16 protein-coding genes and 2 riboswitches are annotated in these 16,479 nt (G+C 52.0%); of the genes, 8 read left to right on the plus strand and 8 right to left on the minus strand.

Annotated features, from left to right (window positions below):
- Positions 1-75: 75 nt before the first annotated feature.
- The 3 genes from PHN51_00665 to PHN51_00675 all read left to right on the plus strand — a co-directional run bounded on the left by PHN51_00665 (position 76) and on the right by PHN51_00675 (position 4,665).
- The gene (locus tag PHN51_00665) at positions 76-642 is read left to right on the plus strand and encodes a MerR family transcriptional regulator (GenBank protein ID MDD2817289.1); all 567 of its coding nucleotides are present in this window, start codon (positions 76-78) and stop codon (positions 640-642) included.
- Between the two features lie 31 nt (positions 643-673).
- Positions 674-776, plus strand: a riboswitch (glycine riboswitch).
- Positions 777-878, plus strand: a riboswitch (glycine riboswitch). It abuts the riboswitch before it with no gap.
- Positions 879-910: 32 nt separating this feature from the next.
- On the plus strand, positions 911-3,766 hold the full coding sequence (gene gcvP, locus PHN51_00670) for an aminomethyl-transferring glycine dehydrogenase (protein MDD2817290.1): 2,856 nt from the start codon (positions 911-913) through the stop codon (positions 3,764-3,766).
- Positions 3,767-3,828: 62 nt separating this feature from the next.
- The gene (locus PHN51_00675) at positions 3,829-4,665 is read left to right on the plus strand and encodes a collagen-like protein (protein ID MDD2817291.1); all 837 of its coding nucleotides are present in this window, start codon (positions 3,829-3,831) and stop codon (positions 4,663-4,665) included.
- Here PHN51_00675 and PHN51_00680 read toward each other — a convergent pair whose 3' ends face one another.
- Together PHN51_00680 and PHN51_00685 are read right to left on the minus strand one after the other, a co-directional pair.
- Positions 4,666-5,466: a thioesterase family protein gene (locus PHN51_00680; GenBank protein MDD2817292.1), complete on the minus strand. Its 801-nt coding sequence runs from the start codon at positions 5,464-5,466 to the stop codon at positions 4,666-4,668.
- A gap of 37 nt (positions 5,467-5,503) precedes the next feature.
- Positions 5,504-6,394, minus strand: coding sequence for a hypothetical protein (locus PHN51_00685; GenBank protein MDD2817293.1), 891 nt, complete (start codon positions 6,392-6,394; stop codon positions 5,504-5,506).
- Between the two features lie 211 nt (positions 6,395-6,605).
- On the opposite strand from PHN51_00685, the gene PHN51_00690 reads away from it, so the two are divergent.
- From PHN51_00690 to PHN51_00700, 3 genes are all read left to right on the plus strand, one after another.
- Positions 6,606-7,367, plus strand: coding sequence for a hypothetical protein (locus PHN51_00690; protein ID MDD2817294.1), 762 nt, complete (start codon positions 6,606-6,608; stop codon positions 7,365-7,367).
- Positions 7,368-7,482: 115 nt separating this feature from the next.
- Positions 7,483-8,958, plus strand: coding sequence for a glycosyltransferase family 2 protein (locus tag PHN51_00695; GenBank protein ID MDD2817295.1), 1,476 nt, complete (start codon positions 7,483-7,485; stop codon positions 8,956-8,958).
- Positions 8,955-10,205, plus strand: coding sequence for a GGDEF domain-containing protein (locus PHN51_00700; protein MDD2817296.1), 1,251 nt, complete (start codon positions 8,955-8,957; stop codon positions 10,203-10,205). Before PHN51_00695 ends, PHN51_00700 begins: the two co-directional genes overlap by 4 nt.
- On the opposite strand, the gene PHN51_00705 is transcribed toward PHN51_00700, so the two are convergent.
- Positions 10,186-10,731, minus strand: a complete 546-nt coding sequence (locus PHN51_00705; GenBank protein ID MDD2817297.1) for an NUDIX domain-containing protein — start codon at positions 10,729-10,731, stop codon at positions 10,186-10,188. The genes PHN51_00700 and PHN51_00705 overlap by 20 nt on opposite strands.
- A gap of 62 nt (positions 10,732-10,793) precedes the next feature.
- Between PHN51_00705 and PHN51_00710 the strand changes: the two genes are divergently transcribed.
- A complete protein-coding gene (locus PHN51_00710) occupies positions 10,794-11,009 on the plus strand; it encodes a hypothetical protein (protein MDD2817298.1) in 216 nt (71 codons plus the stop codon).
- A 130-nt stretch (positions 11,010-11,139) separates the two neighbouring features.
- A complete protein-coding gene (locus tag PHN51_00715; GenBank protein MDD2817299.1) occupies positions 11,140-11,505 on the plus strand; it encodes an RNA polymerase-binding protein RbpA in 366 nt (121 codons plus the stop codon).
- Here PHN51_00715 and PHN51_00720 read toward each other — a convergent pair.
- The 5 genes from PHN51_00720 to PHN51_00740 are packed head-to-tail and all read right to left on the minus strand — an operon-like array spanning position 11,502 to position 16,428.
- Positions 11,502-11,942, minus strand: a complete 441-nt coding sequence (locus PHN51_00720) for an FxsA family protein (GenBank protein MDD2817300.1) — start codon at positions 11,940-11,942, stop codon at positions 11,502-11,504. The genes PHN51_00715 and PHN51_00720 overlap by 4 nt on opposite strands.
- A gap of 1 nt (position 11,943) precedes the next feature.
- Positions 11,944-12,723 (minus strand): polyprenol monophosphomannose synthase, encoded by a 780-nt coding sequence (locus PHN51_00725; protein ID MDD2817301.1) that lies wholly within the window; start codon positions 12,721-12,723, stop codon positions 11,944-11,946.
- Entirely contained in the window at positions 12,720-14,252 is a 1,533-nt protein-coding gene (gene lnt, locus PHN51_00730; protein ID MDD2817302.1) for an apolipoprotein N-acyltransferase, read from the minus strand. The genes PHN51_00725 and lnt overlap by 4 nt, the downstream gene beginning before the upstream one ends.
- Positions 14,252-15,301 carry an amidohydrolase family protein gene (locus tag PHN51_00735; protein ID MDD2817303.1) on the minus strand — a complete coding sequence of 350 codons (1,050 nt, stop codon included), beginning with the start codon at positions 15,299-15,301 and terminating at the stop codon, positions 14,252-14,254. Before PHN51_00735 ends, lnt begins: the two co-directional genes overlap by 1 nt.
- A gap of 8 nt (positions 15,302-15,309) precedes the next feature.
- Complete coding sequence (locus PHN51_00740) at positions 15,310-16,428, minus strand: Xaa-Pro peptidase family protein (protein ID MDD2817304.1); 1,119 nt, start codon at positions 16,426-16,428, stop codon at positions 15,310-15,312.
- Positions 16,429-16,479: the final 51 nt, after the last annotated feature.

Here is a 16,479-nt window from a genome sequence, read left to right on the forward strand (position 1 = left end):
GGGGCACCCTTGAGTTCGTAACGTCTGTCTTGCCCACTTCCCCCCAGTGGTGCCAATGCGCACAGGAGGCCGTACGTGAACGTCGATCAACCAACGGTTGACCCGCAAGGCTCACTCTTCGATGACGCAGATCTGCGTCCGCTGCCTCAGGACATCGGTTATCGAGGCCCGATCGCTTGTGCTGCGGCCGGCATCACATACCGTCAACTTGATTACTGGGCACGCACCGAACTTGTAGTTCCAACAGTGCGTGGAGCGCATGGCTCAGGCACCCAACGCCTGTATAGCTTCCGCGACATTTTGGTTCTGCGCATAGTGAAGCGCCTGATCGATACCGGCGTTTCCCTTCCCAATATTCGTGCAGCTGTGGATCACCTGGCGCTTCGTTCAAGTGAGGACCTTGCTCGCATGACACTCATGAGCGACGGGGCCACGATTTATGAATGCCGCAGCGCTGACGAAGTGGTCGACCTCGTTCGTGGTGGCCAAGGTGTATTTGGCATTGCTGTGGGCAGTGTCTGGCGCGAGGTTGAGGGAACACTGGCGACCTTGCCAGGGGAGCGTCCAGACGGTGAATCTGTGACACCTTCTGACGCCCAAGATGAACTTGCTGCACGCCGTGCGCGCCGCGTCGCGGGCTAATTTCCAGCCTTATAGGATCTGTACTGCTGATTGACCCCACGCGGGAGAGTCCGCTCATCATTTCCAGTGGTGAGGGGCGCCGAAGGAGCAAATCTCCCCGACAACCTCTCAGGCAAACGGACCGCATGGGGAAGGCACCTCTGGAAGGTGGGCTTCGGCCCCACCGACGGTGAAACTGATGCAGAGCATCGGGAAACTCTCAGGTCGCGATAATCGCGGGCAACAGAGGGGGAGACGACACACGTGTGTCTTCAACCCTAGGAGAGTTATGTCTGCGCGCGAATACACCTTCGTCGATCGTCACATTGGGCCCGATGAATCTGCAGTCGACCACATGCTGGCAACCGTGGGGTTCGCGTCTTTAGATTCATTGACATCTGCTGTGGTTCCTGAGGTCATTGCTTGGACACAGTCCCTCGATCTCCCAGAAGCGCTCGATGAGGCTGCTGTCTTGGCTGAACTCCATGAACTCGCGGATAAGAACACTGTGCTCACCAGCATGATTGGTTTGGGTTATTACGGCACACACACGCCTGCGGTGATTCGCCGAAACGTTTTAGAAAATCCGGCTTGGTACACGGCCTATACGCCATATCAACCTGAAATTAGCCAAGGACGCCTTGAGGCCCTTATTAATTTCCAAACGATGATCGAGGATCTCACTGGTTTGCCTGTTGCCGGTTCGTCATTACTTGATGAGCCCACAGCCGCCGCAGAAGCCATGACCTTGAGTGTTCGCCAAGGACCCAAGGGCGTGAGTCGCTTCTTGGTTGATGCTGACACTCATCCTCAAACTTTGGCAGTACTGGCCACCAGAGCGCAGCCCATTGGTATCGACTTGGTGATCGCCGATCTTGATCATGATTGGCCAGTGGGGCCTTGGTCAGGTGTTCTGGTGAGCTACCCAAGTTCTTCAGGAGCGATTAAGGACATTTCCGCGATCATCACCAAGTCACACGAAAGTGGCGCATTAGCCGTCGTTACTGCTGATCTACTGGCGCTCACTATTCTTGCTGCGCCAGGCGATCTTGGCGCTGACATTGTGGTGGGAAGTGCTCAACGCTTTGGCGTGCCAATGGGCTTCGGTGGTCCGCATGCGGGTTACATGTCAGTGCGAGCGGGCTTGGAACGCTCAATTCCAGGTCGACTTGTTGGAGTAAGCGTCGATGCTGACGGTAACCCTGCGTATCGGCTCGCATTACAAACTCGAGAGCAACATATTCGTCGGGAAAAGGCAACGAGCAACATTTGTACAGCGCAGGTGTTGCTCGCGATTATTTCGGCAATGTACGCGAGCTACCACGGCCCCGAGGGGCTTACCGGAATTGCACGACGCATCAACACAGCAGCCATCACATTGCGCACTGGTCTTGCACAACTCGGTGCACATGTAAGCGATGCGCCAATCTTCGACACAGTTCAATGGACCGTGAACGGGCAGGCCCAGATGATCGTTGATCGTGCGGCAGAACAAGGAATTGCCATTCGTCTTGTTGATGCCAACACTGTTTCTGCTTCCACGGATGAAGTGACTACTCCAGGCGACATTGAATCTCTTTGGAGTGCTACCAATCCAGAATCATCTCTAGAGTTCAACGCAATCGCCGATTCAATCACACCAGTGTCAACGCGCACGACACCATTTCTCTCACACCCAGTGTTCAACACACATCACAATGAAACATCGATGATGCGTTACCTGCGCAAATTGGCTGACCTAGATATCGCACTCGATCGCGCGATGATCCCACTGGGTTCATGCACAATGAAATTGAATGCAGCCACCGAGATGGAAAGCATTACGTGGCCGCAATTCGCGGGGTTACATCCATTCGCACCACTTGAGACCGCTCAAGGCTCAATTCAACTCATCCAGAATCTCGAGCGTTTCTTAGCGGAAGTCACGGGATACGACGCTGTGAGTGTTCAGCCAAATGCTGGATCACAGGGCGAATTCGCAGGGCTACTAGCGATTCGTGCCTATCACCTAGCCAATGGCGATACGCATCGCAATGTGTGTTTGATTCCCAGCAGTGCTCATGGAACGAATGCAGCCAGCGCTGTCATGGTGGGTATGCAAGTTGTTGTCGTGAAGTGCGACGACCTCGGCAATGTTGATGTTGAAGATCTCAAAGCCAAGATTGACGCTCATGCAGGCAATCTCGCGGCCCTGATGATTACTTATCCATCAACACATGGAGTCTTCGAAACAGCAGTCACCGACATTTGTGGTTTAGTGCACGATGCTGGTGGCCAGGTGTACGTAGATGGCGCGAACCTTAATGCCTTAGTTGGTCTTGCGAAGCCCGGAAAATTCGGTGCCGATGTTTCTCATTTGAATTTGCACAAGACATTCTGCATTCCACATGGTGGCGGAGGCCCAGGTGTCGGCCCAGTAGGTGTTCGCGCACATCTGGCTCCCTATCTGCCATCACATCCATTGCGTCCAGAGGCCGGGCCACTTGGTCGTGGTCATGCTGATGGGGGAGTGGGGCCTGTGAGCGGTGCGCCATGGGGAAGTGCTGGCATCTTGCCAATTCCTTATGCATACATCCGCTTAATGGGCGCCGAAGGTCTCAAGCGCGCTACACAAGTTGCGATCCTTTCGGCGAACTACATTGCAAAGAAGCTCGATGAGCACTATCCAGTGTTGTACACCGGAAGTCAGGGGCTCGTTGCGCACGAATGCATTTTGGATGTTCGCCCAATTACGGCGGATACAGGTGTCACGGTTGACGACATTGCAAAGCGCTTAATGGATTACGGATTCCACGCGCCAACAATGTCGTTCCCGGTTGCAGGAACGCTCATGATTGAACCAACGGAATCTGAAGATCTTGCTGAAGTTGATCGCTTTATCAACGCAATGATTGCAATAAAACACGAAATTGATGCGGTTGCTGCAGGGGAGTGGGAACTGGAATCAAGCCCACTTCGCAATGCGCCACACACGGCGGATTGCGTCATCGGCGAGTGGGATAAGCCGTATCCAGCACGGTTAGGTGCCTTTCCGACAGGTGTTGCAAATGGTTCAAAGTATTGGCCACCAGTGCGCCGCATTGATGGTGCTTATGGTGACCGCAACTTGGTGTGCAGCTGCCCACCGATCGAGGAACTCGTGTAACTCAAAATCACTTGGGTATGTATTTTTCACCATCAAGGTGTCATCAGGTCTAGATTGGTGTTATGAGGCGTTTAACTGGGGGATTGTTAGGTTCATTTGCAGTACTTTGTGCCACGACTTTCTCGGTCATCGGGCTGGGAATTGGTACGGCCGCTGCTACCGATTACAACCCAACAGGCATCTTGATCTGCGTCAATAAATCAAACAGTTCTGTCAAAGTTGCTGTTCATGCTAAATGTCAATCTGGCTATCGACTCGTCCGTATTGCTGCGCGGGGTCCTGTCGGAGCTGCTGGGCCAACCGGCCCTGTAGGCCCAGCTGGAATACAAGGAGTTCCTGGCCCAATTGGTGCTATAGGGCCGCAAGGAAGTACTGGCGGTACAGGGCCTGCGGGTGCTACTGGCGCAACAGGCGCAACTCCGTCGTTGTACTTCGGCTCTTTTTATGACACCAGCACACAATCGAATCCAACGGCCAACACTGCGATGGCGATGACGCTGAATGAAGTGACCAACGGTGTCAACGGCGCTCTTGCTCAGGGTGTCAGTGTTGTGAATGGCAGCAAAATCACCATCGCCAATGCTGGGAAATACAACATTCAATTCTCAGCACAAATCTATAAGAATTCTTCTGGCACAGATCTTGTCGATATTTGGCTTGCAAAAAATGGAACGAATGTCTCTTGGACAAATACGCAGCTCACGCTTGTGGGCACAGGTGGCGTGAAATATGTAGCAGCATGGAACTTTGTTGAAGACGCCGCAGCGGGCGACTACTTCCAGTTGATGTGGTCATCAGCAGATATCACTGCCCAAATTCTCACTGTTCCTGCACAAAACACACCGAGTAGGCCAGGCATTCCGGGTCTGATCGTGACAGTGAATTCAGTCGGCTTCTAACTACCGAGGTTGACGTAAAACCCCAGTAGTTGAGTAGGTAGCCAGTAAGTTGCCGTGCACATCGACCATGGTTCCGTTGCCATGAACTCGGCCTTGTCCGGCGTACTGCGTGGTTGTTCGAAGTACAACACCGCTGACGAGATCTGCAGACTCAAGAAGTGTGATGGTTTGCGCTAAAACATTTCCAGGCACACGACCAGGTGAAGAAGCGGGAATATCGCTATAGGTGCTCAGGGACGCCATTACTGCTGGTTCAGAGGCCAAGGCCAACATCGCACGAGTGATCGTTGGCGATGGCTGTTCAGGCAACTGATAGTGAATCGATAGTTGTTCAATGTTCGATTGCGGATCTCGATGGGCAACTTGGGGCCATAAACCAGATTGCAATTCTTCCCATTGAGACACTTGTGTTGGGGGAGCGCCTGCATTGCGATGATGGAGGAAGTCCGCTTCATCAACAGTCAGCATGACTTCATGACGAGAGATCACCACATCACCTTGCTTGAAAGTGATGGTGAGAAATGCAAATGATCGCCCATTTTGCAACGTGTCGATAGTTATCTGAGCGGGATCACCACTGGATCCACCATTTGCAAACACTGTTTGAATGGAAAACACTCGCTTGTCAGGAATTTCCAACTCAGCAGCAATGACGATTTGAAACAGTTGATACGCGCCAAAGATTCCACCGTGTGGTGTTTTCAGAGTTACACAGTCATATCCATCAGCACCAGGACGCACTTCTTGTAATACTTCGATGGCTTCAACTAAATCAAACACTGCGACACCTTCAATCAGCACGAAATTTTATTCATACAAATGCAACACAGGGGAGTGGTTACGCAGGAAGCGAGCTTTCACTCACCCACTGCATGAGGAGTCCATGCGTGTCAGCCGCATCAGTCCATGCACTGGTGTCACTTTGTGAGGTCACTTTGATGCCTGCTGCGCGTAAGCGATCGCAGGTATCTGCAAGATCGGGAACGGAAAAGCACATCGAGTGCAGATAATCACGATCGGAGGTTGTGGTGTCACGCTTGGTGAATCTGGTGATGATGTCGTAGACCTTGAGATCCACTACTTCTTGACCAGCATCGGTGGGGTAGCCGGTCACTTCGGATGTTTCAAAAAGCTTGGCGATGTTGTCTGCTGATTCGCGAGGGTCTTGTGCTGCCATCGTGAGCCAAGCAAAATTGGCGCCCTTTACAACAGCATCCGATGGCCGAGGGGGCAGGACGTTGTCGTAATCGCGAGGATCTTGGGCAAAGTGAGTATCAGAGAGTTCGATGAGCATCCACGATGTATCTGCTGGGTGAATGAAGAAGTGACGACCCGGGATGTCATAACCAGTGAGGCGGTAGCCATGGCGGCGCAGTGTGGAGTCAGCCTTCCAAAGATCAGAAACATGCCAAGCAACCGAATGCAAGGCAGTTCCGTACTTATCGATAAATGCGGCAATCGGGCTATCCGGGCCGTCGGCCGAAAAGATGACGAAAGGCATGTTGCCTAGCCAGATGGTGTTGAGGTCCGCGCCCGATTCCTTTGCCTGGGTTGGGCTGTATTCAAGCCCGAATGGAATCCCATGTGGCTGGATATAGCGATCATCGATCGAGACGGTTCCCAACAGATGACCAAACCAACTGATGAACTCCTGATAATCGGGTGCAGCGATTGCCAAACGATGGAAATACGTCTGTTCAACGAGACCTGGAGTAGTTGCGGTTGTCATCGTGGAGATATCCGTTCCTTGGTGAGTGTGAATCCACACTAGGGGGAAACACCCCAAAAGGGATGGATTCCTCAGAATTCTTAAATGTCATAATGTACATTATCGGATTACTTTTACCCTCTGGAATCCTCTAAAAACAATCAATGCGCATTAGCGCAATCAGCCTTCGTGGCGACATATTCCTGACAGACTACGGCCCTTTGGAGGATTCATGACTGTTCATACGATTTCACATATTGCCGTAAACGGCTCAGACGCCGATGCCTACGGCAAGTTCTATGTTGATGATCTCGGTTTGAATCTTGTGCGCCGTGTTCAGTCAGAATTTGCTGAGGGTCAGGATCATGAGATCCCACAGGCACATACGCATGAAACCATTATTTTCAACAATGGCGAGCGCGGCGTAGCCATCGAGGCGATATGCAGAGCCATCCCGGATCCCAGCGCGCTTCCTTATCCCATGGATCCCATCAAGCTTGGCGTGGATCGAATTTATATTCAATCGTCAAAACACGAAGGTCCCGATGTCACGCTAATTGATCCTGACGGTACCCATGTGCAAGTAAGTGCCGGTGATCGCAGTTTCATCAAGGGCCTACGGATGTTGGTTCCCAACTATGCAGCGAGTAAGGCCTTCTGGCCAGCAACATTGGGCTTAGAAGTAATTGATGCTCCTGCAGGTTCTGATTACCAAGGGTTCACAGAGGTTCGTAGCGGTTCGGACACCTTCCGCATTGAATTACAAGAATCAGATGCACCTCATTTGCCTACCTATGGTTTCCAACTTGGTGCAGGTCGCCTTGCTTTTACCGTTGACGACGTTGAAGGAACCCTGAACCAGGCAATAGCTGCGGGTGCTGAACAATTCGGCGAGCTCGGTCGTTTCTCCCTTGGTCCGGTGACCATGGTTGCAGGTTTTTGGCTTGAACCAAGTGGTGTCATTCTGCAAGCCCTTCAATTCATCAAGAACTAAGTTGCATGTACGTTTACATGCAACAAATGTTTGAGTGAGCGGTAACTTATATATGACCGGTCAAGTACGCCTCTGTAGATAAACTCAACGCTTACTCACAGGGGAAGTCACGGTCATGACACAACAAGCTCGACCATTTGCTGTTGCGCCTACTCCCCCGCGACATTCGCAAGCCATTGATGTCACCTACGGCCGTTTGGTCGTGGGTGTTGTCTTCTCAGCCATTTTCACCGTCACCTGTTTGGCCGCAGCGATTGGTGAATTCTTCGCAGGCATGGCAAGCACAGAACCGGCTACAGAGTCAGTCATAGATGACTGGCACATTTGGGTCTCACATGCAGTTCCGCCAAAGGAACTCATCTTTTCTTCGCTCTTTGCCATTGCGTTCATCGCTGCCGCGGCTGTCACGTTTGAAATCATTGGAGCTCTGCTCTCAGTAAGCCCAACCCGATCCGTGCTTGCCCGGTACCGTCCCAAGACGCGGACGCAAGCAACCAAGGGTGCTCGCGTTCGAGTAACTGTTTTGATTCCTGCTCATAATGAAGAATCCTCGTTACCTGTAACTCTTTCTGCACTCGAATTGCAAACGCGCAAACCTGATCGAGTCATCGTTGTCAGTGATAACAGCTCCGATCTGACGTCAACTATTCCGGTTCAGTTTGGGTATGAGTGTTTTGAGACGCATGGAAACGAACATAAGAAGGGCGGTGCGCTCAACCAAGTCCTCGCTCAAGTGCTTCCTGAATCTGAGCCAATTGACGTTATTTTGGTTATGGACGCTGACACATCGCTTGGTTCCAGATTTATTGAAGTTGCTGCGAAACAACTAGAAGACGACCCTGAGTTGACTGCTGTTGGTGGAGTTTTCTTCGGTGAAAATGGTCATGGACTTATAGGCCAATTCCAGCGCAATGAGTATGCGCGCTATTCGCTGCAGATTCGGAATCGACGTGGGCGGGTATTCGTTCTTACCGGGACAGCGACGATGTTTAGAGCAGAAGCGCTTCTCGATATTGCGGCAGCGCGAGGTGTATACATACCTGGAGAACCAGGTCGTGTGTACGACACAGCTGCGCTCACTGAAGACAACGAACTTACCTTGGCGTTGAAATCCTTAGGCGCAACCATGACTTCGCCACGCGAGTGCACCGTTACAACCGAATTGATGCCTACCTGGCGCAATCTTTGGGTGCAACGTCAACGATGGCAACGAGGTGCACTTGAAAATCTCAGCGCTTATGGTTTTACGCGTGCGACATTGCGGTACTGGGGTCAACAGGTTGGTATTGGGTATGGCGCAGTAGCACTGAATGCGTCACTTGCTCTGATGTTCATCACTATATGTTCAGTCGATCATTGGATTTGGTTCCCCTTTTGGCTCGTCATAGGGCTGATCTTCGTCGCCGAGAGAGTCATCACCGCGTGGTCAGGCGGTTGGAAGGCTAGACTTCTTGCATTGGCGTTATTTCCTGAGCTCTTTTATGACGTCTATCTACAAGTTGTCTTTATTAAATGTCTCCTGGACATCTTTTTGCACAAAGAACCGCGGTGGGGTCACGTTCAACACTCGGAAATCGTGGATAACTCATGAACCACATCACCACAGGGTTTCTACTTCCCGAGAGCGTTCTTTCGAGTTCCTGGTTCATCGTGCTGGCAACTGCCGTCGCATTTAACACCATCATTTATCTTGGACTGACCCTGTCGAAATTAATTCCTTGGCCGCACCAAATTCACCCAGACAACGTCCGTCGCCTTTTGCGCAAAGACGCCAACGATGCACCAACTGAGGGCAACATGAACTTTCCTTCCGATTATGAACGTCCAGAAAGCGATGATCCATTTATCGCTTTACGCCTCAGGCTTACGCGTTCCGGTATCCAGCAGGGGTTTGCACTCATCGGCGGACTCATTTTGATGCTGTCAATTTTGACGCTCGTGTTTGTGCCACAAGCCAGTTGGGTTGAACATATATTCACGTTCGGTATAGGTGCGATATTTCTTGGTCTTGGTCTTGTTGCTACACACCGGGCCGCTAAAACCTCGACTCTGATTTGGATCTGGTCTTTGGCAGCACTGGCGTTGAGCGCATTGATGCTGTGGCTCACTATTCGTAACGAGAACACGGCCACATTGGCGTATCTTTTAGTCATTCTTGTCGGGCTTCCTCAAGTTACTTTGAGATGGAAATCTTTCTTTCTCACATGTGCATTGATCTATGCGATGCTCGTCATCGGAACGGAATCTATAGATACGCAATATGACGTTCAATGGTTGTTTGCGGGACTCGCTGCGATTACGACTGGTGGTGTGCTCATGCGCCTACGTATGGCGGCCGTGACCTCAATTGTGGAGGAAGCGCAACGAGCCGATTTCGTTGCAACCACCGATCCGCTGACTGGGGTCTTAACTCGTCAAGGAATCTCCACGCTACTTCCAGGCCTAGGATCCTTGGCGCAGCGAAATGATCAATTAGTTGCTGTTGCTTTTGTGGATGTAGATGACCTGCAACGCACGAACACTGAATACGGCTTGAATTTCGGAGACGATATCTTGCGTGCCGTAGCAAAGGCTATTCAAGACACAGTGCGCAAGAGTGATTACGTGGCGCGCTGGGATGGCGATGCTTTCCTGGTGGCTGGAATGTCGAATCAAGTTCCACCCGCCAAACTGTTCAAAGAGCGCATAGAAGCAAAGATTGACGAAAGTGGCATCAACCTGGGTAAACGCCCTACCACCGTCACAGTGCGCACGACTGCCGGAAGCCCGCAATCCTTGACATTCGATGAACTACTGGAACAAGTTCAGAATCACCCAACTATCGCGGTTGATCAATAATTTCAAAGAGGTGCTCAAGCGCTACCTGGAATTCCTCGTAGGTATTGAGTTCGGCGATTTCGTCACGAGTGAACCAACCGGCTGCTTTATTTTCCCAATGCAATTGTTCAGGCGGTAAGAATTTTTCATTCACTTGAACTACCACTGTGGTGTAAGACCAGACCTCGTGCACATGAGCCGCATGCTCGCCCAAGATTTCATAATCAAGTTCAACTTCGATCTCTTCACGAAATTCGCGCAGCGCACCTTCGACTGGAGTCTCCCCTGTTTCCATGGCTCCACCAGGAATTGCCCACTGGCTACGCCCACCCTCAACGTTGTCACCGCGTTGAGCCAGGAAAAACGACTCGATTCCAGCTTCATCAATGTGGCGAATCAGGACACCTGATGCCCCATGCAGCCCCCACCGACGCTCGCCGTTTGGGAAAAACACGAAACCGTCGCCGCTGGCACCCCATGGAACAGGCACGTGAATTGGGCGGTCATGCGCGACTGCTTGTGCCGAAAATTCCTCATGCCATTCCATCGGATCACTGTAAGGGTAAATGAGGTGACGTAGGTGTCAGTTGGGACCGCTACGGTTGCTCTGTGACCTCGCGAACCCGCTTGAGCTTGCTGTTAGCTGGCTTGACCTCGGCCTGTCTGGTGTTGTGGGTCATATGGGGATTCGACAGCAGTTTGATCAACATCGTTGCAGGCGCCTTATCCCTCAGCGGAGCTAGCGCGGCAATATGGCTGGCTTGGACCAATGGTTCTCCGCAGATCTCAGCAGCTGATCACATGCTTGACCGGACCTTTACCTGAGCTTGACCATTCCCCCACGCATCTTGGGGAATATAGGGCTCAGTTAAGCGTTTTCCTGCAATGGAACCAGATGGTGCACAAGACCGTCTAAGACTCCAAAGCAGGAATCCGATGTAAAGGAGCACAGGACATGAACGAAATTTCAATGCGCGGGACGCGGATTGGCGCCCTGAGCTACGAGAATGACCTCCACGTGGTGCCAGCCGACCGACAGTCGCTGACGTATCTGTGCCCAAAAGGGCACACCACCGTCGTGCCATTTTCCACCGAAGCTGAAGACATTCCACACACATGGGGGTGTCGATGTGGCCGCGAGGCACAGGCGACAAATCTGCTCGCCAATATGGCTTCCACAGACGTCAAGGAAGAGCGTTATGTGCGCACTCACTGGGACATGTTGCTCGAGCGCCGATCGATTGCCGAACTTGAGGATCTGCTGACTGAGCGACTCGCCCTATTGCATGCACATGATGTTCCGGTGTTGAAGTCTGCTTAATCTGCGGAATCCAAGAAACGTTGGTCGTTGGGGTCGTCAGGATTGTGAATGACGACCCCTTCAACGACTTCTCCCCCTGACCAAGTATTCACGCGCCAGTTCACGCCACCCACTGGAGTGGTCAAGAACGCAAATGGTGCCGCTATCCGCCCTTGGACAAACGGCACAAGACAGAGCGCACCCAACACATCGCTCCAAAATCCGGGGATAACAAAGAGAACGCCAGATATGAATCTAAACGTCACCGATTTCGTAGGCGTGCGTTGCTCATTTGCCAATTCGACATTGGCACGACCTGCTGACTTGAGCAGAAACCAGCCAATCGGAAACCCTGCGATGTATATAACAATGGTCCATCCAAAACCAAGCCAGATGATGAAAGCAACGGCAGTAAACAATTCAACGAGTGGATAACCAACGAAAAGAAATCTTTTCACGTTAGTTTTCCCGATGTTGCTCTGCTGCTCTGCGTTTATGTGCCTTGCGGCGAATGCGAGTAACGCGATCATCGAAACCCCAGACTGTTACACGCCACAGCGCTTCAACAACAATCTTTTGGCTCATTTTGCTCGCGCCCGCAGTGCGTTCGACAAAAGTGATGGGTACTTCAACCACCCGTAGATTGCGTTGCGCTGCTCTCCAAGCCAGATCCACCTGGAAGCAGTACCCCTGAGACGCCACCTCATGCAAATCAAGTTTGCGCAGAGTGTCAGCCCGGAAGGCTCGGTACCCACCAGTGACGTCACGCAATGGAATACCCAAGAGGACGCGGGTATACAAACTTCCGCCTTTAGATAGGAACTGGCGACTCTTGGGCCAGTTCACTGTTCCACCGCCGTCAACCCAACGAGATCCAAGAACTAAATCTGCATTACGTAACGCATCGAGAAGTAACGGCAATTGCTCTGGTTGGTGGGAACCATCCGCATCCATTTCGACAACAACGTCGTACCCCTGCTGAAGAGCCCAGGCAAAGCCAGCAAGATACGCCGCGCCAAGCCCTTCCTTGCCTAATCGATGCATGACCTGGATGTGCGAGTCGCTTGCTGCGAATGCGTCTGCCAGCTTTCCGGTGCCATCAGGCGAATTATCATCCGCGATCAGAATGTCTACTTCTGGAACACTTGCGCGCACACGACCAATGATTACGGGCAAGGATTCCAACTCGTTAAAAGTCGGAATGATGACCAGAATTCGGCCTAGATCTTCAAACGTCACTGCACAACCTTATGTTGCCTAGCGCGTCGAGCGTGGATGGCTCGCACTGCGAAAAACAATCCGGTGAACAAGGCGCTACCCGCCCACAGCAAGGTGACATAGGGGGCCACCACACTTCCCAGATTGCGCTGTCCTCGAAGACTGACATCACGAACAAGGCTGCCCGTCGATCCCTCACCAATCATTGCTTGCACGCTGCCATCAGGTCGAATGAAGGCCGAAATCCCGGTGGTCGCTGCGACCACGACACTGCGTCCGGTTTCCAGCGCTCGCATACGTTCGATCATGAATTGCTGCTCTGGCTGAGCGGTATCCGCGTACGTTGCATTATTGGTCTGCACGGTAATGACTCGAGCGCCTTCATCAACTAACGCACCAGTCACACTGTTGTAGGCCACTTCAAAGCAAATGAGGTTTCCTGCGTCGACGCCACCAATACTAAAAATTCCTGTTGCTGTGCCTGCTGCGAAATCACGTCCGATTCGATCGAATCGACTAATCAGTGGTGCGAGGAGATCACGGAAAGGAATGTACTCACCAAAAGGAACAGGATGCTTCTTGTTGTACTGCTGCCCAGGGCCACTGACTGGATCCCACAAAATTCCTGCGTTGAGAATGGTCGAAGCCTCTTGCGGATTATTTACGACAGCTCCAACTAATACAGGAACATTGAGTGAGCGCACTGCAACACCAATCGCCGCAGCCGCTGCCTCGTCACGATATGGATCTAGATCTGAAGAATTTTCTGGCCACAGCACGAATGTGGGCTTCGTGCTCTGCTTCTGTGCGATTGCAGTTGCAAGCGTCATTGTTTCCCGTACATGGTTATCCAGAACCGCGCGTCGCACATCAAATGCTGACATTCCAGTAGATGGGGTGCCACCTTGAACAAGACCAATGGGGGTACTCGCAACTCCCCCGATGGAATCACCACCGTGCGCAATGGGTATCAGAGCTGGGATCGCAACCAAGACTATGAACCAACCCGCAGTAATAAACGTAGATTTGGGCTCGTGATTATTGATTGCGCGTACAACAGCGACAAGAACGCAAGCGCAAAGAACAACCCAGCCCGAGGTTCCCAACATTCCGACGAGTGTTGAGGTACGACCAATTGATGTATCTGCTTGCGAAAAGGCAACAGTGCCCCACGGGAACCCACCAAATGGCCATGTTCCGCGCACCCACTCTTGAGCAATCCACATGCCGGGAATGAGTGCAGGCCACAGCCGATGCCGTGACACGAGTGCAATTCCTGTGCCCATCAATCCGGACCACAATGCGCAGACAAGTGACAACAAGACCCAAGCGTCAAAACCGACGATCGTTAGCCAATGAAGCAAGAGCAGATTAAATACAGCCGCAAAAGTGAATCCGAGAATGAACGCTTGATTCAGCGTGCTGCCTTGAATCGACAACACCAAGAGTGCAATTCCAGGAATCGCCAACCAACCCACATTTACGGGTGGAAAGGACATCCATAACAGCACGCTGCCAAAGAGGCATGAATACCACCGCCAGTAACGCATCACGACGCAAGCGAGCCGCGATCAAAAACAACAGTTCCCGCAATCACCGTGCGCAGGCAGGTAGGTAGTGGCAACCCGGGGCTGACGTCAGGCAATCCAGGTGTTCCAGAACGTGGATCCGTTGACCATCCAGCGACTCGCTCATCAGGGGTCTGAACAACAACCTCACTTGTATCCCAGAAAGCAAAATGTGCTGGTGCGCCCGGCGCAATAACACCAATGTGACCACGGCCGACTGCTCTCCAGCCACCACGGGTGGCAGCGCTAAATGCCGCACGAGCAGTCATGCGTTCATGATGTGGAAATTCAAAAACCGCGGCACGAATAGCCGCCCAGGGATTTTCAAATTCGTCGCTATATGACCCAAAGGTCACCGATCCTCCGACCGCAACAGCAGACGCAGCAGTCTTCATTTCATCCGGATGGCCGATGATTGTCACGCCTATTTGTTCAAGGTCTATCAGTTCTGCTTCTGAGAATGTATCCACGCCTTCAATGCGAACGGTTGCGGCCTTGAACGCTGCTGAGCCAATCATTTGAGCTGCAGATAAGAGTTCACTCACTACAAACGAACTACTTGATCCGTGCCCATCCACAGCAATCGGAACCCCATGTCGCAGTAAAGCAGGCAGGGCTTGAAGTTCATGAACTGAAACCACTAATCCCGATTCGAAACCCGTCCATTGGTTTCGGAATGAGTAGACAAGCGACCCTGCCGCACTCAAAACCAGTTCTTCAACTGCTTTGCAATCAGTGGAAGAAAAATCATGGAAAGCACCAATGCCAAACTCGGCTGCATGAGATCGCGCATCGGAAGTCTCATGAACATTCAAGGCAGATGAATGTGAGTCAACGAATACAGGAGCAATGAATGCCCCATCCATATCTAGAACACGATCGGCACTGTCATGATGTGCCGCTACTGCAGATTCTTCCCCGAGCCAAGCGATGTGATCGCCATCAACCAACATTGCTGTCGCGAATGGGCTGACTGTGGAGTGAATTGTTGCATTTCGGTACAGGATGCGATCTTGTGATTGCCATTTCATGAAAAGTTCTACTCCACCACAATGAGTTCGTGCGGTTGATGGTTCATTGACTCAATTCCATCGTCAGTACACACAACAATGTCTTCGATACGAGCGCCAAAGCGACCTTCGTCATAAAAACCCGGCTCGATACTGAAGGCCATACCTGGTTCCAAAACAAATCCACTACCTTGATAAATATATGGCTCTTCATGGGTCTGCATTCCAATGCCGTGACCCGTGCGGTGGATGAATAACTCTCCTAAACCATGCTCGTCAAGATGATCACGGGCCGCAGCATCAACACTTCCTGCACTTACTCCAGGGCGTGCTGCATCGCGTGAACGTTGTTGGGCGTCGAAGAGAATGTCGAATTTCTCTAGGTACTCATTTCCCGGGTTACCTACGGCATACATGCGAGTGCAATCACTGCAATAACCATCAGGCATCGTTCCACCGATATCGACAACGACTGGGTCACCAGGTTGAATCACGTAATCAGACACGTCGTGATGCGGACTTGCACCGTTTGCTCCTGCCGCCACGATTACGAAATCGACAGCGACATGACCTTCAGAAATAATAAGTTCAGCGATATTTCGTCCAACCTCACGCTCAGTACGACCTGCCCGCAACAGTGCTGGAACTTGCGCGTGCACGCGATCGATAGCCGAACCCGCTCCTCGCAGTGCCAAGATTTCACGAGCGTCTTTGCGCATTCGAATTGGATCAATGAGCTGACCGGCAAGAATTTGCTGCGTGTCAGGCATAGCTGTTTTCAGCCTCAAGACCTTGGAGGCCCACATGTGGTCGTCCACGGCGACAGTCGAAGCGCCTTGCATGACATCTGCTACGCGTAGATATGGGTCATCACCTTCACCACAGCCGATGATGTCCATGCCCAAGTCACCCAGCGGGCTGGCTTTGGCTGCCAGAACCTCGAGATTGGGAACAATGATCACCGGATCACCAGATGTGGGTATGACCAGACAGGTCAGGCGTTCGAGTGCTTTGGCGTCATAGCCCGTGAGATATCGAAGATCGGCCCCAGGAGTGATCAGCACTCCATCAATCCCAGCCATTTGTGCGGCAAGGCGAACTTTGCCCATGCGGTGCTGGAAATCAGCCGTACCGAATGCTTCAACCATGAGACCAACCTAAGCCATCCCGTGGGATTCTCATCCGAGCATTCTGAGACG

Source organism: Candidatus Nanopelagicales bacterium, assembly GCA_028687755.1.
Lineage (GTDB): Bacteria > Actinomycetota > Actinomycetes > S36-B12 > S36-B12 > UBA11398.

What these genes read in the sequence shown, in the direction of transcription:
- gcvP (MDD2817290.1), top strand. Translation starts at nt 911, where the DNA reads ATGTCTGCGCGCGAATACACCTTCGTCGATCGTCACATTGGGCCCGAT.
- PHN51_00675 (MDD2817291.1), top strand. Translation starts at nt 3,829, where the DNA reads ATGAGGCGTTTAACTGGGGGATTGTTAGGTTCATTTGCAGTACTTTGT.
- PHN51_00685 (MDD2817293.1), bottom strand. Translation starts at nt 6,394, where the DNA reads ATGACAACCGCAACTACTCCAGGTCTCGTTGAACAGACGTATTTCCAT.
- PHN51_00690 (MDD2817294.1), top strand. Translation starts at nt 6,606, where the DNA reads ATGACTGTTCATACGATTTCACATATTGCCGTAAACGGCTCAGACGCC.
- PHN51_00695 (MDD2817295.1), top strand. Translation starts at nt 7,483, where the DNA reads ATGACACAACAAGCTCGACCATTTGCTGTTGCGCCTACTCCCCCGCGA.
- PHN51_00700 (MDD2817296.1), top strand. Translation starts at nt 8,955, where the DNA reads ATGAACCACATCACCACAGGGTTTCTACTTCCCGAGAGCGTTCTTTCG.
- PHN51_00705 (MDD2817297.1), bottom strand. Translation starts at nt 10,731, where the DNA reads ATGGAATGGCATGAGGAATTTTCGGCACAAGCAGTCGCGCATGACCGC.
- PHN51_00715 (MDD2817299.1), top strand. Translation starts at nt 11,140, where the DNA reads ATGAACGAAATTTCAATGCGCGGGACGCGGATTGGCGCCCTGAGCTAC.
- lnt (MDD2817302.1), bottom strand. Translation starts at nt 14,252, where the DNA reads ATGCGTTACTGGCGGTGGTATTCATGCCTCTTTGGCAGCGTGCTGTTA.
- PHN51_00735 (MDD2817303.1), bottom strand. Translation starts at nt 15,301, where the DNA reads ATGAAATGGCAATCACAAGATCGCATCCTGTACCGAAATGCAACAATT.
- PHN51_00740 (MDD2817304.1), bottom strand. Translation starts at nt 16,428, where the DNA reads ATGGTTGAAGCATTCGGTACGGCTGATTTCCAGCACCGCATGGGCAAA.